This is a genomic window from Cupriavidus sp. PET2-C1 (assembly GCF_054515855.1).
The window spans coordinates 3,182,177-3,201,602 of record NZ_CM137259.1 but is presented as its reverse complement, the minus strand read 5'-3'; the positions used below and the strand labels follow the sequence as shown (position 1 = coordinate 3,201,602).

The following is a 19,426-nucleotide window of genomic DNA, read 5'->3' as shown; positions in this document are numbered from 1 at the left end:
CCGGTGCCAATTCCGATGCCAATGCCAGTGCCAGATCCGACGCACGGCCGCCTCAGCACGCCTGGGGCAGCGGCACCGGCTCCGCGGCAAAAGCGGGCTGGGCAAGCCACTCGCCGGTGCTGCGCAGTATCAGCGTGCCGCATGACGCGTCCGGCGTCTGCGGCACGGCGCGCAGTTCCACGCAATGCGCCAGCCCGCTGCCCGGGCAGGCACTGGCATTGATCCAATGACGCGGGTGCGCCGCTTGGGCGGGCACCGACTGCGGCCACTTGCCGGCCACCGTCGCGCCGCCCGGCTGGGCGGCGAAGCTCGTGCTGGCGAGCGCATGGCGCTCCAGGTCCAGCATCAAGCCGATCAGTGCGCTGCGCGCCTCGGCGCGCCTGCCGCGTTCCATATGCTGGTGCCAGGCAGGCATCACCATTGCCATCAGGATGGCGGAGACAGTCAGCGTGATCAGCAACTCGAGCAGGGTGAAGCCGGTTGGGCGATGGCGGGGTGTCATGCATGGGTCTCCGGGATGCGGTGGCGCGGTTGGCAGTGGATGGGTCTGGGGGGCGCATCCGAGTCTCACGGCGACCCGGAGCGGATCAGCTCGCGCCAGCTGAGGCGGCCGGTGCGGCGGCTGGCGACGGTGCGGTTGAGTAGCACGGCGCTTCCTTGCTCCAGGGACCAGAGCGTGAGGGTCACGTCTTCTTGCGACGTGACACCCGGTAGCGGCGCAAGTGTTGGCGGTAGTGCTGCGCGTTCGAGAACGACGGTCGCCTTGGCGCTGGCCTCGAACCCGGTTGCTACGTGAGTGAGAGGCCCGCCAGCCTGTGCGCTGGCAGTGGATTCGCCGCTCAGCGCGTGGATCAGGTACGCGCGCTGGCGCGCGTCGGGCGTCCGGGTGACAAAGCCGAGGTAGCCCGGGTCGGCCGGGAGAAGCCGTTCCAGATGCTCGCCGGGATTGGGAAGAGGCAAGTGCCAGCCCGCGGTGGATGCTGGTCGGCCTTGCATATCCGGCGTGTGAACCTGCCGGCGCAGCACCACGCCGCCTCCTTGGGGCAGGGCCACAATGCGCGCGCCGCCGCGACTTGGGCTGCCTGTGTCCGCGAGGGCAGTGCTGTCGAACACCGCGCTGACATGGGTGCCGTTTCCGTACACCACCAGGTGGCCGCCGGCGGCGCTGATCAGGGCAGGGGGCACGATCGCGCGCGACGATGGCGCTGGGTTGTCCATCCGGTAAATGCAGTCGACGCGCCGGCCGCTATCGTGCCATGGCATCGCGCCACGCAAATCGAAACGCCAGAGCCCGCCGGCGGCGTCCACCGCATACGCCGCCAGGGCCACGCCGGAAGTATCTGGCAGGATGCTCGCGGCAAGCAGTGCGGGGTTGGGTCCGGCGCTCTCGCAACCGCCGGTCGGCAGGAGCAGCCGCCGTATCGCGTGGCGTCCTTGCCACGGCGCGTACGTGGGTTTGTCCAGGGGCAGCATGGCGATGCCGGCTTGCTGCCCGGGCGGATCGCGATGCGGCCCGCCTCGGTGGGCTTGGCGACCGTGCGAGGCGCCCAGCGTCACCATGGCGTACCAGCGCGGGCCTTCATGCGTGGAGAGCGCCAATGCGCGGACGGGGCCCGACGGGGCCAGCGGCAGCGTGTCGGAGGCCTTGGCCTCCCAGAGCGGCGCTACTGGTGGCCGCACCGTTGCATTCGTGATGTCGAGGGCGAAAACGCTTGCCTGTGGATCGGCTGCGTTCGCCGGAAGGCCACACAGCAGCACGGTGCGCCAGCGGCCGGGTTCGAGCGAGACGTCGGCAGCCTCGGGGTGGGGGCAGGGCGTGGCGCCCTGTTTTCGCATTGGGCGCGGCTGGTAAGCGAGTACTTCGTCGCCGGACGTCGCATTGAACGCGCGCAGGCTGCCATCGCGCATGCCCAGCCAGGCCAGCGCAGCGCGCGAGCCGTGCTGACCGACGAACTCCGCGTGGCCCGGCCAGCCAGGTATCCACTTGGGGGGCGGTACCAGGACAGGCGGCGTGCTCCCCGCGCCCTGTGCCGTGCCTGCAAACAGCAGCCCGGCGGCGAGCGCAATCAGCGAGTTGTGGTACCGGGCGGGGCGGGTCATGGCTGGAACTCGCTCTGTAGCAAGCTGCGTACCGCCGGGTCGCGCCCCAACCCTAGCGCAGTAATGCGAAAACGCAGCCGTTGCCCCGCGCCTGGCGCGTAGTCGGATCCCAGCCATTCGCCTGGAGGGCGCTCGTGCATCAACTCGGCAACGTACCGCGGCATGGCGCCCGCCCCAGCCGCTCCGAGTGGCAAGGCCGGCAGGGTAACGCCGCTGAAGGTGCCCATCGCGATGCCGGTGGCCTCATCCGGCCGGCGCGAATCGAGCCAGTTCAGCCATGGCGGCGGCATGCCCGGGGCGGGCCGGCAGAGTCCCCGCTGCGCGCCGGCGCCACATTGGCCCGGCGGCGGCCATGCGGCAAGGCGGCTATCCACGCCGGACGCGCCGTTGCTGAGCGCCGCCATCAACTCCGCTTCCGCGTCGAGCAAGGCTGTCTCCGCCGCGCGAAAGGCGATCTCCTGTTCGAGCAGGTAAGTGGTCACTTGCCTGCTGGCGAGCAGGAATTGAAGGCCAGCCAGGGTTGTGGCGGCCACAAGCAGAAGCATCGTGGCCGTCAGCAGGAGCGTGGTGCTCCCTTTGCCCCGGCTGCCGCGCCACAGGCAAGGCGCAACCTTGGCGCTCAGCATAGTGTCTCTGTGCAGGGCAAGGCATTGCGCAGCCGCACGGATGCCGAGTACACCCGGCGCATCAAGGCAGGCCGGTCACGCGGCGTGAAAACGAGGTCGTCGGCATGGAGGCCGGCGCCGCCATGCGCGCCCGGGGCGCCTGGTGGGAACAAGGTGAGCTCGCGTGGCGTCGCTGCCAGTGCCAGTGGGCGCTCACCACGCAGCACCAGTGCCACTTGCACCACCAATACCTCGCGCCAGGCCGCCTCACCCCTGGCGCGCAGTTCCTCGGCGCGCAGGAACGTGTCGGCCTTGCCATCGCCATCGGTATCGATGCCGTATCTCAGCTGCATGGCCTCCACGCCACGCACCAGGGCGCCCGAAGTCCATCTTCCCCCTAGCACCCGCCCGTCGCGCCGGCTGGCATAGCGGCACAACAGCTGCGGCTCGCCATCCGCGCCGGTGGCGATATAGAGCAAGCTCTCTCCCGCATAAGCGCGGGCTGCGTCACCAGCCGATCCGCCAACGCTTACCGCCGGCAACGCATACCCGCTGCAATCGATCATGGTCTGGTCCGGCAACGTCGGATCCTGCGCGCGCCCGCTGCCGCTGAATCGCACCAGCAGTGCATCGCTCCCATTGACGCCACGGCGAGGGCAGGTGGGCAGCGCGGCAATGCCCGGCTGGCCGCAATCGTCGCGCCCTGACAGCGCCGGTGGCGCATTGGCCGGCAAGGCCGCGCCGACCGGCTGCCAACCGCTATGCCGGACCAGGTGGGTGAGGATCGCAAGCGCCCGCTGGCCGCGTTCTTCCAGCAGCACGAGATCGACGGCGGTGCGGTAAGCGACCTGGACGGCATGGAACGCAGACACAGCCAGCGCGCTGACCAGCAGGCCGAGAGCCAGGCCAACCATCAGTTCGATCAACGAGAATCCTTGTGCGCGACGAGCCCTCATGGCCGGATCCAGAGGGCAACAACGCGCAGCGCGGCCGCGCCCCGCACGCCGCCGGCAGGTCTCGACGAAGCCAAGGACAGCGGCCCGACGACCGCCAGCCTTGATCCCGGCGAGCACCCGCCATCCTCCGCCGAAGCAAGCGACTGGCACAGCTGGAGGTCATTCGGGCCAATGCCGCGGGCCTGAAGGGGCGACAGCGCAAGGCCCGGATCCTCCAACTCCGCTAGTTCCGCGGCTGCACGTGTAGCTTGGCCGAGGGCCTCATAGCCGCGCAGCGCGCCTAGAGCGAACGGCGCCAGCGCAGCAAGCGGGAGCAGCCCGACGCCGACCACGGCGAGGGCGGTGAGGGATTCGATGAGGATGAAGCCGCGAGGCGGGGAGGGGAGCCCCTGCTTTACGGATGATGGGTGAGGCAGTCGTCCGGTTCCCAGCGGCATGGCAATCTCGCATCAAAGACGGGATGCCAGAAGATAACCAGGATGGTGCGCTGCAAATGTTCCGAATTGTAGAGTTTGACTGAGGAGAATTCTCAAAAGGGCCAGGGGGCAAATTTCTTGACCTTCACTTCGACCTCGAAACCGCTAACCCTCTTCCTGCGTGATCTGGTGATTCACCAGCACTGTGACTGTGTTCCCGTGCCGCTGGCCGTCTTGGTGTTTTGGTAGTCAATGGACAGGACCCCGCATAGCGCGTCCTGTCCGACCGGCGTCGCGTTGACGGTATAGCTCACCGCGATGCCGTTGACGCCAGGGACAACCGCAATGGTATAGGCGCTACCCGCGGCGTTATCCCCGGAGAAAGCACTCGCGCCCAGGGCAGTGAGATCCTGCGTGTAGGTATTGTTCACCGTGTAGTAGCGCTCGAGCGCGCCCTGCGTCTTCAGCAGGGCGGCCTTGCCTTCGGTTCGCTTCGCACGCAGCACGTACTGCGTGTAGTTCGGGATGGCGATTGCCGTCAGGATCCCGACGATGGCCACAACGGCCATCACCTCCATCAGCGTAAAGCCCCGTGCGGGTGTTCGCGCCAAACGTACTGCTTTCATGGCGATATTCCTCATGATCTTGATGCTACGTGGCGAGGTCAATGCAGGATCTCCCGCCAAGACAACCGCCCCGTCTGGCTCGATGCGCTCTCTCCCACGGTCTCCTGGTTGCCAGTGGTGCCGGTCATGAACTTGCATTCCTTGCTCGTCCCGCACTTTGTGACCGTGGGCGCCGGCGTAATGCCGACGGTGGATTTCCGTCCGCCAACCGGCACGTTGCCATTGGCGCCGTCGTTGAGGAAATCGGCTGAAGAGAAGGTGCGATCATTATTCACGTCGAATGGCGTGACCGTCAGGCGCCCGCCGGATAGCGATGCGAGTTCCATCAACCAGCTGGTCCCTCCGCTGTCACAGGAGTTCGCTGAAGGGATCAGTGTCGTGAAGATGATGCGGTCTCCGCGCGCCAGTGGGCTGTAGACCACCCGCTCGCCCTGAATGCCGGAAGCGGGCGACACCAGGTCGAGATACCAGCCTTGCTTGCCGTTGGCGGCATAGAGGACCTGGTTCTGGCTCACCATACGATAGGTGTAGCCGTTGGCATCGACTTCCCGGTTGATGGTCTGCGCGACCAGTGAACTGCGGGCAACCGTGCTCAAAGTGGGTGAATTCTGATCCCAGATGCCGTAGAAAGTCTGCGTCGACATATTCACGGGGTCAGCCGTGTCTACATAGCGGCCCGTGCCGAACAGCACGACATAGCCGCCCGCGGGGTTGCGCGTGACATCCACGGACGATGTGATCGGCTGCCGGGTGCCGCTGGCATCGGTAGCGACGAACAGCGGCGTGTTCGCGGTTTGCAGGCCCCAGGCAGAAGCCGTGGTGCTCTTCATGTTGAACTTCCACAAGTTGCCAAGCAGGTCGCCGGCGTAGATGAAGTCGGTAGTGCCATCGCCGTCGACGTCAGCGGGGAACGGTTGCGAAAGCCCGTTCGGCGTGGAGACCGAGCCGGCACCCGTGGCCAGCTTCAGATAGTCGGTGCCCAGGACCCAGCTTTTCGAGCCTGCGGGCCTGTCAAGAAACACGACGTACAAGTACGCTTTGCCTGCGGCACTGTTGTAGCCATTGCCGAAGATTGCTGCCCACCTGCCATTCGCCATCTTGATGATCGAGGGCTGCCCGAAGGTATAGCCCAGGTCCGCATCGACGTTGCTGGTGAACTCCCAGAGGACGGTCGAGGCGGCCGTGCCCTCGCTGATGCTCTCCGGGTTGGTCACATCCAATGCGTAGATGCCCGCTCCGCCACCGCCAAGCCCGCCCACCAGCACAGTCTTCCAGCTGCCATTGACCTTGGCATCCGTCACCGCGGGCGTGCCGTCGACATAGTAAGCGTGCGTGTAGGCAAGGTCGCTGAGCCCGGGCAGATTGGCGTATAGCGCGGAAGGCACGTAGGCAAACAACTCCGTACCGGCGTCGCTGCCGCTCGTAATCGGGTTCGCGGAGAACGCATGCAGCATGCCGTCGTTAGCGCCGACATAGAGCATGGGCTTGCGGTTTTTCTTGCCCAGGACGAAGGTGGCATAGTCGGCGTCCACGTAGCCCGCGTTGGGGCGGCCAACATACTGCGGGCTGGAATTGACGATGTCGCCAAGGACCGAGTTGGGCCGGACGCGGAATTTGCCGGTTGCAGTCCCTTCATTGCTCTGGTCGCCGCGAATCCAATTAAGGCGTGCACTTCCTAGCGTGTCGCTGCGGTTAAGCGTGCTCTGATAGCTTGCCGGCAGGTTGCCCCAGCGGAACGGAATCCCGGCATTTGCCGATGACGTGCCATCGTAAGTGAGGATGTTGCGGGCGGTCGCGTTGACCGTCTTCATTTTTGCGCCCGCATCCCACAGGGCAGGGTTGCTGACGATGCCGTTGGTATCGACAGCGTATGCGAGCAATTGACCGGACCAGTCAGTGCCATTGAAACGAGCCTGGTAGATCGTCGATCCGGTCGTGAGTGACGAGGAGCTGGTCGCCACCGATGCCGCCGAGGAAGTCTGCAGGATCGACAGGAACGCGCGCTCCAGCGCGCTGCTGAGCGCGCCTGGGTTGGTGGCGTAGAAATAGTTGTCCGGCAAGCCGTCGGAACCGCCGCTGCCATCGGACAAGCGTACATCCCATTCGGAGACCTGATCGGGTGTGCCCGAGCCGTTCAGGTCCTTGAAGCCGCCCCATTTTGCTGCGTAGTAAAGCGGATCCATGAACTGCGAAGCCACTGTCCCGCTGGCCGTGTAGCTGACGGTGGTCTGGGGATCGCCGAAGTTACACAGATTGCAGCCGCCTGATGTGTTGATGGGCGCGCTCGAAGGCGTGACGGCGACAGGTGCCGGGTCGGTGTACTTGAAGTTGTAGATGCCTGAATGGAAGTGTGGGCCGTCCTTAGTTGTGCCGGAGATGACATAGCCGAAGCCCTGGCCGTTCGCCGACGAGCCGGAGACCACTTGGGTCGATACCTGGATTGTATTGCCCGTCACTGTATAGCTGAGGATGCCCCAGACATCCTGGTCATAATCGCCGCCGGCGACAGAGTCTTCCCAGTTGACGTAGAACTTGCCGCTCGAGGCCGTCTGCGAAATGACCTTGAAGTCCACTAGTGTTCCGGTGCTGGCGTCCGCAGTTACCGAGTTGGGCGACTGCGGGTGCAACTGGTACGCAGGCATGATGGTGACGGTTTTGCCGCCTACATTCACGTTGATTTTGGGCGTGTTGGTGGCCAGCTGGACGGCGTAGGTCGTGACCTTGAGGGAGGTGGCGTCGGCCGTTGGCACGCCCAGCGTTGCCGCCTGGCTGGTGGAGCGAATCCGGTTCATGTGCGCGTAGAGCGCAGCACCTGCGATCTGGAACGTCCCCTTCTGTGAAGGACCTTCGGGGCAAATGCCAAGTACGTCGCTCAGCTTGGAGATTGTCTTGCCGGAACACAGGTTGTCGATCAGGCCACCGTTGACCCCACCCATGAACCAGCTACCGCCATTGATGCTCTCTCCGGCACCGACTTTATCGGTCCAAGTGCTGTTGGCATCGGCTGTGTTCAGATCCGTGAAGCCAGCGAGTTGATCGTTGTCGTACGAAGAGACGCTTGAGTTGAACACCAGCGTGTTCAACGGCGTGCAGTAGGGCGCCTTGTTCGCGTTGGTGGAGGGCAAGTCCATTGGATTCGCCCATGTGGGCGTGGTCAGACTCAGCGCCGCATCCTTGCTGTTGCTGCTCTTCGGTGCAAAGCTGGAATTCGCGGTCTTTCCGGCGAAATAGCGCAAGGACTCCAGGTAGATCTCGGAGATCGGATTGCCCCAGGTGGAGCAGTTGCCTTCGTTAGCTGGCTGGTTTTGCGATGTGGAACCGTTGTTGGGTACGATGGAAGTCTGCTGATAGTTGCAACTGTCAGCATTGACGTAGCTCCCGTCGCTGTAGCTGTAGCCGTACGGCCGCAGCTTATTGACATTCCAGACGATACCTTTCACAGGCGAGCTCGCCGCGTAGGTGAAGGTGCCGTTCGACGGATCGACTTCCTGGGAGAAATTCACTACGTTCTGGCGCAACACGCCACCCGAGATGTTCTTGTCATAGGTGCCGGTCATCAGCCCGAACAACATCTGGCCACTTTCACCGTATTTCTGGAGCAGGCCGAAGGGCTTGTAGGAGGACGAGCCGTACTGCTTGCAGTTCTCGGTGCCAAGCAGGCCCGGCACGCAGACCTGCACGCGTGCATTGAAGGTGCCACTGCTTTCGCCGGTGCCGAGGGCGCGGGCCGCTTTCACTGGATTCTCTGCCGAGGCATTGATGCCGGAAAGGGCTGCCCGGTTGCCGTTGGATGAGCCGGTTACGCTCGTGCCGTTGATTTTGGTCAGGAAGGAGCTTTGCGTATTATTTTGCTCCTCCGACCAGTTGCATTGCCATTTTTCGCTGGCGCCCCAAGTGGCGTAATTGCCGGAGACAACCCGCAGTTGCGGCGCCTGGGTATTGCTCTGGGAGTTGACGTTGCTTGAATCCTTAGGAGTCACGTTGCAGATAGTGAGCCCGCCTCGGGTCAGGTTGGTCACCGCCCAACTGTTGTAGCTGTTTGCGGCGCCGCTAGGCTTGGAAACCCCGTCTGGATAGACCGCAAGGCTGATGGTCTTGTTGCTGCTGGTATCCACGCTCATGACCCAGCCCGTCAGGGTCGTGTTGGCCGGTGCGGGTGAGTTGGCGGTCATGACAATCTGGTCGCCGATGCTGATGTTCGCGACCGAGCTGAGTTTGATCCCGGTGATGACATTGGCCGCGACGGTGACCGTGGTGCTCGACGTCAATGTGGGCCCGGCCGCTTCCACCGTCAGCGGAACCAGTTTGCTGACATCGGATCCGTTGTAGAACTTGGCCCATGCGTGCGCGTCCATCGGCAGGAAGGCACGTTCCAGCACAGTGGTGGTCGCGGTATCTGTGGAGCGGAAGCCGCCGTACAAGATCTTGCGCACTTCGTCGATGCGGCTCATGCTCGCCCAGTTCAGGAAGTTGCCGCTCCAGGCGGAGCCGTTGCAGTACTTGTCGGTAGTGACGGCTGACGGCACGAAGGCATGCTGGGTGCTGCCATCGTAGGTGTAGCACTTGTACGAATCGAAGTAGCCGGCGTAGTCGATGCTGTTGGTATAGGTCGTGTCGAGCACGCCGTCACCATTCAGGTCGGTGTAGTCGTTGTAGGCCCTCTGGTGCAGTGTATGGTCCTTGGACAGGTCGATCATCACCATGGGCGGCACATTGCCGCCCGCATAGAGGGGGCGCTTTGCCAAGTTCAGCTGCGTGGCGCATGCCGATGCGACGGCCAGGATGGCGGACGCGAGGGCCAGCAACAACTGGAGGCCGGTGACGGGGCGGAAACGGGCTTGCTGGGTCATGGTGCGCTCGACGGATGTTTAGGATGGTTGCGCAGAACGGCTCAGAACCGGACGACTTCCTGCACCATGACCTTGGTGTTCGGATTGGCTCCGTAACCAATGGCGGTTACGCGGAAGACATAGCGGGTGGAGCCGGCGCGCAGGCTGCCGTCGGCGATGTCCGGAAGGGATTCGATGATGTAGCGCGGTTGCTTCGACACATTCCCGGCGGTCAGCGCTGCCTGCTGGGTCATTTCGCCGAGCGTGACGGAGTGCGCGCCATCTTCGATGTAGCGTTCCCATACCGGTTGTCCCGAGGTGGCCGGTATGCAGAAGCCCTTGAAGCTGGCGACATCGCAGGTGTCCGACGCGCCGGTGCGGCCGCTCAGGGCGCGTGTCATGCTGATATCGGTGCGCGCATCCCGCAAAGCCGCTTCCGCCGCCTGCAGGGCGATGTTCTGGTCGCGGGAGTTTCGCGCCATGCGTTCGCCGGAAAGGCTGGTCAGGCTGGCAGACAATCCCAGCATCGTCAGGATCACGAGAAACAGGAGCACCACGATCAGTGACATGCCGCGTTGCGTGCGCACTGGGGCGCCGCGGCAGGTCATGGGACGGTCGGGTCGGTTGTTCATCTCTGGCCTAGTTCAAGCGGTTGCGGACTGCGATATAGAACGTGAAATGCTTGCGCAGGCGCCCGTCCACAGGCAGATGCACGACGCTGCCTGCATCGCTGGCGGGTGCCACGTTGGCGGGCGCATAGGCTGTGCCGAAGTGGCTCAATGTGGTTGAGAGCGGCGCGGGGTTGGTCCGGCTGTCACCGACCAGCACCACAGAAACCATCATCGCCCGGACATTGGCCATGACCGCGACACCCGGCGGCACATAACGATTGATCGCCTGGTCGCCATCGGTGTCCTCGCCCAGCAGTACCTGGAAGCGCTCCACGCCGGGGAATAGGGGCGTGGTGGTGCCATTCGCGGTGCACTGTAGCCACGGCATGCCGGATGCATCGTTGGCGATCGAGAAGGTTTCCGCCTGCAGCACGATATTGCTGACACCTTTGCCGGTGCAGTCGACGATGGTGCCGTCAGGGTTTGGCGTCGGCACGGACGCGGCGGCGGCCAGCGCGTCCGAACCGAAATAACGGAACGTCAACGTGTCGCTTGTGTTAGTGCCGGTGTCGTTGGTCGCGTCGATGGTGTTGGCGTTGGCAAAGGTGGTGCCTGCCGGGAAGTCGCTGTAGCCGGCCTGGCGCACGTCGCGCTGGAGCAATTGAGCAATCGCGCGCGCGTTCTCCTGGATGCCGGCCAGGTCCGTCTGCGTGCCGTAGGACGCCCGCTGTGACAGGTAGAAGGACGAGATCACGATCAGCAGCAGCATGCTGATGACCAAGCCGACCATCAGCTCGACAAGCGTAAAGCCGCGCGCGCGGCGCGTCAGTTTGCGGCCTGCCTTTCTCATGGTACGAACGCCGTGACAAAACGTTGATAGACCGGGTCCTGGTTAGTCGGCACCTTATCTTCCTGCCACCAGATCTTGATCGCGTAGGGGGCACCGCTTGCGTTGTCGCACTGCGGATTGGCCGGCGTGCCATCGTCCGGCGTGCTGTCGATGCAGACGGTGCCGAGCCCGCTGGGCAACGCGGCCGCCGTGTCGTCGAGCCAGGCCTTGTAGCTGCTTGCGGCCATCTGCGCTGGCGTGCACCCTGCGGTAGTGAAGCAGGCGACCGTGGTCAGGCCGACGGGCTGGTTGTAGGCACCCGCGGTCATCGCGGCTTCGTTGCTTCGTAACTGGTCAGCAAGGTTGTAGGCCAGCACGGTCGCGACGTTGCGCATGGAAGCCGTACGGCCATCGACCAGTGTGCGCAACTGCAGGGCAGCCAGCGCTAGCACGCCGAATGACAGCACCACGATCGTCACCAGGGCCTCGATGAGGGTGAATCCGGAAGCGGGGCGACGCCGGCTGTGCGTGCGTTCGGGATGCGCTATCTTCATGGCATCAAGGGCAAGCGACTTGCTGCGAGGTGGGCTTGCCGCTGCCCGTGAGTGAGACGCGTTGGCCGGCGCTGGTCGATGACTTCGCGCAGAACTGCCAGGAGCCAAGCGAATCTGGCGCGCCCCAGGAGCGCAAACGGATGCTGGTGGCGCCGGTGCTCAAGCTGCTGGCCACGATGGCCATGGAACTGGCAGGCGGATCGCTTTTGCGGATCACCTCTTCACCTTTGCTGATGATGTTGTCGCCATTGCTGTCGACAAAGACCACGCGACGCTGGGCCCAGTCACTGGTGCAGTTGGTGCCGTCGGCGGTGGGGCAGACGGTGATTGTTGTATTGCGACGTGCTGCTTCGCTACGGGCGATCTCCACGTCGCTGACCAGATTGGATGATTCCGTCGTCATCCTGCTGCGATGGATGAAGGAGCTGAAGTTCGGGACTGCTGCTGCCGCCAGGATGGCGAGAACCGAAAGCGCCACCATCAGTTCGATGAGAGTGAAGCCGGCTTGCCGAGTGGCGCGTAGCGCAGAGGGGAGGGAGGAGCGGTTGGCAGCGTGCCAGAGGGCGTAGGGGCGTGAATCGGCCAGCGCTGCCCATGCACTGCGCAGCGCTTTCCCCGGTGCCCACGATAGCCTGGTGCGCACAAGCGCAACCAAGCCCGCTGCCGCAAGGCAGGAAGGCTGACCCATGTTCGACTCCCGTCCGAAAACTGTTTTTTTTTCTTGTTGGTGTGTTTCGCCTCTCCGGGCGAGTCCACCGTACCTTCTGTTCTTATATAAGAAGGCAGTGCAGATTAAACCGCTTTCCTTGGAAGTCTGCTACCCCTTCCGTGGGGTAGACGCCGAAAACTCGTCCAGCATGTCGCGGAATTCCGACACGTCCTCAAAGCTCCGATACACCGAAGCAAACCGGATATAAGCAATCTTGTCCAACCGGCGCAGCTCGCGCATGACCAGTTCCCCGACCTGGCTGCTGGGGATTTCCTTCTCGCCGAGGGCGAGCAGTTTCTCTTCGATGCGGGTGATGGAGGCGTCGATGGCTTCAGCCGAGACCGGGCGCTTGCGCAGGGCGAGGCGCATCGAGTCTTTCAGCTTGTCGCGGGTATAGTCCGCGCGGGAGCCGTTTTTCTTGACGATGGCGGGGAAGAACAGCTCGATCCGCTCATAGGTGGTGAAGCGGCGGTCGCAGGATTCACAGCGGCGGCGGCGGCGCACCGTATCGCCTTCTTCCGACATGCGCGTGTCCAGGACCTGGGTGTTGGAATGGGCGCAAAAAGGGCATTTCATGCCTGACCACCTCGAAGTTTGAGCCGGGGCGCGTGCCGCGCAGGCAGCGTTTTGTCATTCTGTGTCGCGCCGGGCTGGGTTGGCAAGGCCCGCCGCAGGCGCGGCGCGCGCCGCGGCGGGGCTGCCGGCCACCCGCGCGTGGCGGGTGGCGCCGGGCTTTAGCCGTAGACCGGGAAACGCTTGGTCAGGGCTGCCACTTGCTCGCGCACGCGCGCGATGTTGGCCAGGTCGTGCGGGTTTTCCAGCACGTCGGCGACGAGGTTGGCCACCAGGCGGGCTTCTTCTTCCTTGAAGCCGCGGGTGGTCATGGCCGGCGAGCCCAGGCGGATGCCCGAGGTGACGAACGGCTTTTCCGGGTCGTTGGGGATGGCGTTCTTGTTGACGGTGATGTGTGCCTCGCCCAGGACCTTTTCGGCTTCCTTGCCGGTGATCTGCATGGCGCGCAGGTCGACCAGCATGACGTGGCTTTCGGTGCGGCCGGAGACGATGCGCAGGCCGCGCTCGATCAGCGTTTCGGCCAGCACACGGGCGTTCTTGACCACTTGCTGCTGGTAGGTCTTGAACTCGGGCGACAGGGCTTCCTTGAACGCCACTGCCTTGCCGGCGATCACGTGCATCAGGGGGCCGCCCTGGATGCCGGGGAAGATGGCCGAGTTGATGGCCTTCTCATGCTCGGCCTTCATCAGGATCACGCCACCGCGCGGGCCGCGCAGGCTCTTGTGGGTGGTGGTGGTGACAAAGTCGGCGTGCGGCACCGGGTTGGGGTACACGCCGGCGGCGATCAGGCCGGCGTAGTGGGCCATGTCGACCATGAACAGGGCGCCGATGGACTTGGCTACCTTGGAGATGCGTTCGAAGTCGATGCGCAGGGCGAAGGCCGAGGCGCCGGCGATGATCAGCTTGGGCTTCTTTTCCTGCGCCAGCTTTTCCAGCGCGTCGTAGTCGATGTCTTCGTTGGCGTCCAGGCCGTAGCTGACCACGTTGAACCATTTGCCGCTCATGTTGAGCGCCATGCCGTGGGTCAGGTGGCCACCTTCGGCCAAGCTCATGCCCATGATGGTGTCACCCGGCTTCAGGGCGGCGAAGAACACGCCCTGGTTGGCCTGCGAGCCGGAATTGGGCTGCACGTTGGCGGCTTCGGCGCCGAACAGTTGCTTGACGCGGTCGATGGCCAGTTGCTCCACGACGTCGACGTACTCGCAGCCACCGTAGTAGCGCTTGCCGGGATAGCCTTCGGCGTACTTGTTGGTCAGTTGCGAGCCTTGCGCGGCCATCACGGCCGGCGAGGTGTAGTTTTCCGAGGCGATCAGCTCGATGTGCTCTTCCTGGCGCTGGTCTTCCTTCTGGATGGCGGCAAAAAGCTCGGGGTCGATCTGGTCGATCGTATAGCGGCTGCGTTCGAACATGGCGAAAACTCGTCTGAAAAAAGGGGAATTCCGAATGGCTTCGGGGTAGGGCGCGCGGGGAAGGCACAGGCGACCGGCGCCGGTCGCGTTAGCTATCCGGCGCAGGGCGCACCCTGCTTCCCATTCGCTGCCCAGGCGAGCGGCAGGCGCTTGAAACATCGCGCCAGAGAACTTTGCGCTTCCTCGTGGTAGTACCCACTGACTTCGCCAGTCGCGCAAGATGGAATGGTTGGCGGCAGTTTAACGCGAGGCGCTGGCTCGCTGCAAGACGGTGCTGCGGGGCCTGAGACCGAAAGTCAATGCCTTGTCTGTCAAGCTATGTAATTGTTGTAATGTCAGACAAGGGTTTACACCGGGTCGGGCCGGCTCCCGTTACAATCGCGGCCATGAGCAACAATGTGTGGGCCTTGCGGGTGTACTGGGAAGACACCGACGCGGGCGGCGTAGTGTTCTACGCCAATTACCTCAAGTTTTTCGAGCGCGCCCGTACCGAGTGGCTGCGCTCGCTTGGCATCGAACAGCAAGCGCTGGCCGATGAGACCGGCGTCGTCTTCATCGTCAGAAGCACGGCGGTGGACTACAATGCCCCCGCCCGTCTGGACGACTTGCTTGAGATCCGGACACAGATTGAACGGGTTGGCCCGGCGTCGGTCCAATTCGCCCAGGAAGCCTGGCGTGGTGAGCAATTGCTGGCTACTGGCGCCATCCGGGTTGGGTGTGTTGATCGTAGCACATTTCGCCCGACTCCCATTCCCGCTCCTGTCCTTGCAACCATCAAGACCGCTCGATGAATCCCGTGACCGTCACGCAAGACCTGTCGATCATTTCGCTGGTGCTGCACGCCAGTGTGCTGGCACAGGCCGTCATGGCCCTGCTGCTGGTGATGTCCCTGTTCTCGTGGACATATATCTTCCGCAAGCATTTCTCCCTGCGCGCCGCGCGGACCCAGACCGAGGGGTTCGAGCGCGACTTCTGGGCCGGCGGCGACCTGCAGGCCCTGTATCAGAGCGCAGCCAACAATCGTCACAACACCGGCGCGCTGGAACGGATCTTTGAATCCGGCATGGGCGAGTACCTGAAGGCGCGCGAGCGCAACAATGACGCCGGCGCGCTGCTCGATGCCGCGCGGCGTGCGATGCGCGCGGCCTACCAGCGCGAGATGGATGTGATGGAATCGCATCTTCCATTCCTGGCGTCGGTCGGTTCGGTCAGTCCGTACATCGGCTTGTTCGGCACCGTATGGGGGATCATGAACGCCTTCCGCGGCTTGTCCAATGTGCAACAGGCAACGCTTGCAGCCGTGGCGCCCGGCATTGCGGAGGCGCTGGTCGCCACCGCCATCGGCCTGTTCGCGGCGATTCCGGCGGTCATTGCCTACAACCGCTACGCCACCGAAGTAGATCGCCTGGCCATCCGCTTCGAGAGCTTCATGGAAGAGTTCCTGAACATCCTGCAACGGCAGACCCGCTAAAGCGCCGAAACCACCAACGTCTTCGGTCAAGGAGAACCAGCAATGGCAGCGATACAGCGCCGTGGCGGCTCGCGCCGCCGGGCCAGTGCCGACATCAACGTCGTGCCTTACATTGACGTGATGCTGGTGCTGCTCGTCATTTTCATGGTGGCGGCACCGATCGTGAATCCCGCCGTGGTTGACCTGCCCAGTGTGGCCAACGCCACTCAGCAGCAAAAGGCGCCCCCCATCGTCGTGACCGTGCATGAGGACGGCACACTGACCGCGCGCGGCAAGGATAACGCCGGCAACAGCTTCGAGCGCAAGCTCGACAAGCAGGGCCTGATCGACTTCGTGCATCAGCGCCAGAACGAGAATCCCGATCAGCCGGTGGTGATCGCCGCCGACCGCTCGGTCAAGTACGAAGCCGTGCTGGACGTCATGTCAGTGCTCAAGGCCGACGGCGTGAAGCGCGTCGGCCTGATGGTCAAGCCCAAGTAAGCACCGCCCCACGCGATGAAAACCGCCGCCTATCCTTATCAGCCGGCCCCGGAGCGGGGAACCCTGCGTTCCTTCCTGCTCGCGGTTTTCATGCACCTGCTGCTGGGCATCGTGCTGTATTTCGGTGTGCACTGGCAGAGCAGCACCCCGGTCGGTGCCGAAGCCGAGCTCTGGGATGAGATCCCGGCCACTACCGCACCGCCGCCACCGCCGCCTCCCGCACCCCTGCCCATCGTACAAGCCCGTCCGGCGCCGCCTGCGCCAGCGGTGAGGTCTCGTGCCGAAGAAGACGCCGAGATCGCCCTCCAGCAGCAAAAGCGCCGCCAGGCCGAGGCCGCCGCCCGCGAAGAGGCGCGCCAGCAGGCCGACCTGCGCGCGCGCCAGGAAGCCGAGCGGCAGGAAGCGGCCCGCAAGGAGGCGGCCCGCAAGGATGCCCAGCACAAGGACGACCTGCGCCGCGAAGAGCAGCGCCGCGAAGAACAGAAGAAGGACGAGCTGAAGAAGGAAGCCCAGCGCAAGGAAGACGCGCGCAGGCAGGCCGTGCTGCAGGAGCAGCGCAAGGAGCAGGCTGAGCGCGAGCGCAAGGAAGCCGACGCCAAGGCCCGCGCCGAGGCCAAGAGCCGTGCCGAGGCCGATGCCAAGGCGCGCGCCGAGGCTGACGCCAAGGCAAAGGCAGCCGCTGACGCCAAGGCCAAGGCTAACGCCGAAGCCAAGGCCGCCGCCAACGCGAAAGCCAAGGCTGATGCGGATGCCAAGGCCAAGCGCGACGCCGCCGCCAATGCCCAGCGCCACAGTGAACTGGCGCGGCTGCAGGCCATGGCCGGCGGCGGGGCGGCAGTTGGCGGCGCCGGCGGTGTCGGCAGCAGCGCTGGCAGCGGTGCGGGGTCGGGCGGCAAGGCCTCGCCTGGCTACCCGGATCGCGTGCGTCGCCGCGTCAAGCCGAATATCGTATTTACTGAAGACGTGCCTGGCAATCCGGCCGCGGTGGTGTCGGTTCAACTGGCGCCGGACGGCTCCTTGATGTCCGCGCGGCTGTCCAAGTCCAGCGGCAATTCGGGCTGGGACAACGCCGTGCTGCGCGCCGTGGAGCGCTCGGATCCGCTCCCCCGCGACGAAAACGGCAAGGCGCCAGCCAGCTTCACGATCACCTTCAAGCCTAAGGATTAAGAGGGACGGCGATGTCGACGGCACGGGAACACTCGAATTGCAACATATTGCAACCTACGTCGATGCACTGCAGTCCCAACGCTACGATGACAGGTTGCCTGACGCAGCCGGCAAATGTGCCCAGGGCACGCGATACGGGCATGCGACAAGCCTTCAGCATGCTTGCCCGTTCCACGGCTCCCGTTTGCCGGCCGCGCTCGATGAATATTGATCTCGATTGAGGAGCAGCATGCGAAAGCTTTGGGCCCCCCTTTGGCTGGCCGCGCAGCGGCACGGCACCCGCGCGCACGCCCTGTTTGCCGGGCTGGCCGTGGTGCTGGCTTGTTCGGCCGGCAGCGCACAGGCGCAATTGAACGTTGAAATCACCGGTGTTGGCGCCAGCCAGCTCCCCATCGCCACGGCAAATTTCCAGGGCGAAGCTCAGGCCCCGCAAAATCTCACCGCCATCATCCGCAGCGACCTGCAGCGCAGCGGCCGCTTCCGCAATGTCGACCCGGGCGGCGCCACGGTGGCGGAGTCCGCCAATGCCGACCTTGGCAGCTGGAAGGCGCGCGGCGCCGATGCCTTCGTGGCCGGCAGCGTCACACCCACCGGCAACGGCCAGTACGACGTGCGCTTTCGCCTCTACGACACCGTCAAGGGCACCAGCCTGGGTGGCCTGGCCTTCACTGTCAGCGGCAACCAGCTGCGCGTGACCGGCCACAAGATCGCCGACTACATCTACGAGAAGCTGCTGGGCGAGCGCGGCGTGTTTGCCACGCGGCTGTCCTATGTCTCGCGGGTCGGCGGGCGTTTCCAGCTGCTGATCTCGGACTCCGACGGCCAGAACTCTCAGGTGGCGCTGACCAGCAACGAGCCGATCATCTCGCCTTCGTGGTCGCCGGATGGCAGCAAGGTCGCTTACGTGTCCTTTGAAGCCAAGAAGCCCGTGGTCTACGTGCACGACCTGGCGACCGGCAAGCGCACGCTGGTGTCGAACCAAAAGGGCAACAACAGCGCGCCTTCGTGGTCGCCTGACGGCCAACGCCTGGCGGTGGCGCTGTCGCGCGACGGCAATACCCAGATCTACCAGGTTGGCGCCGATGGCTCCGGGCTCAAGCGCCTCACCCGCAGCAGCGCCATCGATACCGAGCCGCAATATGCGCCCGACGGCCGCAGCATCTACTTCACCAGCGATCGCGGCGGTGCGCCGCAGATCTACCGCATGCCGGCCGGCGGCGAAGAAGGCGGCGCAGCCCAGCGCGTGACCTTCAAGGGCAGCTACAACGTGAGCCCGCGCATTTCCCCGGATGGCAAGCAGCTGGCCTACATCACCCGCAGCGGCGGCTTCAAGCTGCAGCTGATGGATATCGGCAACGGCGATGTGACCTCGCTGACCGACACCGCCAACGACGAGGCCCCGAGCTTCGCCGCCAACGGCAAGTACATTCTTTATGCCACCCGGGTGGGAGGTCGCTCGGTGCTGGCGGCAGTGTCCACTGACGGGCGTACCCGGCAGGTTTTGTCGCTCCAGTCCGGCGAGGTTCGCGAGCCGTCCTGGGGACCATTCATGCAATAAACGAGGAGTTCCTAGCCATGACCAATATGATGACCAAAACGCTTGCCGTCGCCGCTCTGCTGGCCCTCGGCGCTTGCAGCTCCGGCGTCAAGCTGGACGACACCGCTAACGCCGGTGCCGGCAACAAGGGCACGCCTTCGACCGACGCCCGCGCCGTGGCGCCGGTGGACGTGTCGCGTGATCCGCTGAACGATCCGAACAGCCCGCTGGCCAAGCGTAGCGTGTACTTCGACTTCGACAGCTACAGCGTCAAGTCCGACTACCAGGGCATGCTGTCGGAGCACGCCAAGTACCTGGCCACCAACAAGGGCCGCCGCATCCTGATTCAGGGCAACACCGACGATCGCGGCACCAGCGAATACAACCTGGCACTGGGCCAGAAGCGCGCCGAAGCCGTGCGCCGCTCGCTGTCCTCGCTGGGCGTGCCGGAAACCCAGATGGAAGCCGTCAGCCTGGGCAAGGAAAAGCCCAAGGCAACCGGCCACGACGAAGCCGCCTGGGCGGAAAACCGCCGCGCGGACATCACGTACTAA

At 64.4% G+C, this 19,426-nt stretch carries 18 protein-coding genes and 1 riboswitch; of the genes, 6 read left to right on the top strand and 12 right to left on the bottom strand.

Features of this window, described 5'->3' with window-relative positions; translation table 11 throughout:
• Nucleotides 1-52: 52 nt before the first annotated feature.
• The 12 genes from ACX12D_RS14475 to glyA form a co-directional block, all read right to left on the bottom strand.
• The gene (locus tag ACX12D_RS14475) at nt 53-502 is read right to left on the bottom strand and encodes a type IV pilin protein (protein ID WP_441634289.1); all 450 of its coding nucleotides are present in this window, start codon (nt 500-502) and stop codon (nt 53-55) included.
• A gap of 65 nt (nt 503-567) precedes the next feature.
• Nucleotides 568-2,100, bottom strand: coding sequence for a pilus assembly protein (locus ACX12D_RS14470; RefSeq protein ID WP_459371633.1), 1,533 nt, complete (start codon nt 2,098-2,100; stop codon nt 568-570).
• On the bottom strand, nt 2,097-2,726 hold the full coding sequence (locus ACX12D_RS14465; protein ID WP_459371632.1) for a pilus assembly protein: 630 nt from the start codon (nt 2,724-2,726) through the stop codon (nt 2,097-2,099). Before ACX12D_RS14465 ends, ACX12D_RS14470 begins: the two co-directional genes overlap by 4 nt.
• Nucleotides 2,720-3,661 carry a PilW family protein gene (locus ACX12D_RS14460; protein WP_459371631.1) on the bottom strand — a complete coding sequence of 314 codons (942 nt, stop codon included), beginning with the start codon at nt 3,659-3,661 and terminating at the stop codon, nt 2,720-2,722. The genes ACX12D_RS14465 and ACX12D_RS14460 overlap by 7 nt, the downstream gene beginning before the upstream one ends.
• Nucleotides 3,662-4,271: 610 nt before the next feature.
• Entirely contained in the window at nt 4,272-4,703 is a 432-nt protein-coding gene (locus ACX12D_RS14455) for a type IV pilin protein (protein WP_459371630.1), read from the bottom strand.
• A gap of 38 nt (nt 4,704-4,741) precedes the next feature.
• A complete protein-coding gene (locus tag ACX12D_RS14450) occupies nt 4,742-9,553 on the bottom strand; it encodes a pilus assembly protein (RefSeq protein WP_459371629.1) in 4,812 nt (1,603 codons plus the stop codon).
• A gap of 41 nt (nt 9,554-9,594) precedes the next feature.
• Complete coding sequence (locus ACX12D_RS14445; RefSeq protein ID WP_459371628.1) at nt 9,595-10,101, bottom strand: pilus assembly PilX family protein; 507 nt, start codon at nt 10,099-10,101, stop codon at nt 9,595-9,597.
• 70 nt (nt 10,102-10,171) lie between these two features.
• Nucleotides 10,172-10,912 carry a PilW family protein gene (locus ACX12D_RS14440; RefSeq protein WP_459374025.1) on the bottom strand — a complete coding sequence of 247 codons (741 nt, stop codon included), beginning with the start codon at nt 10,910-10,912 and terminating at the stop codon, nt 10,172-10,174.
• 77 nt (nt 10,913-10,989) lie between these two features.
• Nucleotides 10,990-11,526 carry a type IV pilus modification protein PilV gene (gene pilV, locus ACX12D_RS14435; RefSeq protein WP_459371627.1) on the bottom strand — a complete coding sequence of 179 codons (537 nt, stop codon included), beginning with the start codon at nt 11,524-11,526 and terminating at the stop codon, nt 10,990-10,992.
• A 4-nt stretch (nt 11,527-11,530) separates the two neighbouring features.
• Nucleotides 11,531-12,214, bottom strand: a complete 684-nt coding sequence (locus ACX12D_RS14430) for a GspH/FimT family pseudopilin (protein ID WP_459371626.1) — start codon at nt 12,212-12,214, stop codon at nt 11,531-11,533.
• A 129-nt stretch (nt 12,215-12,343) separates the two neighbouring features.
• Nucleotides 12,344-12,811, bottom strand: a complete 468-nt coding sequence (gene nrdR / locus ACX12D_RS14425; RefSeq protein WP_441634308.1) for a transcriptional regulator NrdR — start codon at nt 12,809-12,811, stop codon at nt 12,344-12,346.
• 158 nt (nt 12,812-12,969) lie between these two features.
• Complete coding sequence (glyA, locus tag ACX12D_RS14420; protein ID WP_441634310.1) at nt 12,970-14,217, bottom strand: serine hydroxymethyltransferase; 1,248 nt, start codon at nt 14,215-14,217, stop codon at nt 12,970-12,972.
• A gap of 122 nt (nt 14,218-14,339) precedes the next feature.
• Nucleotides 14,340-14,442, bottom strand: a riboswitch (ZMP/ZTP riboswitch).
• Between the two features lie 161 nt (nt 14,443-14,603).
• Between glyA and ybgC the strand changes: the two genes are divergently transcribed.
• From ybgC to pal, 6 genes are all read left to right on the top strand, one after another.
• A complete protein-coding gene (ybgC, locus tag ACX12D_RS14415) occupies nt 14,604-15,008 on the top strand; it encodes a tol-pal system-associated acyl-CoA thioesterase (RefSeq protein WP_253928679.1) in 405 nt (134 codons plus the stop codon).
• Nucleotides 15,005-15,688, top strand: a complete 684-nt coding sequence (tolQ, locus tag ACX12D_RS14410) for a protein TolQ (protein ID WP_043348531.1) — start codon at nt 15,005-15,007, stop codon at nt 15,686-15,688. The genes ybgC and tolQ overlap by 4 nt, the downstream gene beginning before the upstream one ends.
• A 42-nt stretch (nt 15,689-15,730) precedes the next feature.
• Nucleotides 15,731-16,168: a protein TolR gene (gene tolR / locus ACX12D_RS14405; protein ID WP_441634312.1), complete on the top strand. Its 438-nt coding sequence runs from the start codon at nt 15,731-15,733 to the stop codon at nt 16,166-16,168.
• Nucleotides 16,169-16,183: 15 nt separating this feature from the next.
• The gene (tolA, locus tag ACX12D_RS14400; RefSeq protein WP_459371625.1) at nt 16,184-17,335 is read left to right on the top strand and encodes a cell envelope integrity protein TolA; all 1,152 of its coding nucleotides are present in this window, start codon (nt 16,184-16,186) and stop codon (nt 17,333-17,335) included.
• Between the two features lie 229 nt (nt 17,336-17,564).
• Complete coding sequence (tolB, locus tag ACX12D_RS14395; protein WP_459371624.1) at nt 17,565-18,893, top strand: Tol-Pal system beta propeller repeat protein TolB; 1,329 nt, start codon at nt 17,565-17,567, stop codon at nt 18,891-18,893.
• A 17-nt stretch (nt 18,894-18,910) separates the two neighbouring features.
• Nucleotides 18,911-19,426: a peptidoglycan-associated lipoprotein Pal gene (pal, locus tag ACX12D_RS14390; RefSeq protein WP_441634318.1), complete on the top strand. Its 516-nt coding sequence runs from the start codon at nt 18,911-18,913 to the stop codon at nt 19,424-19,426.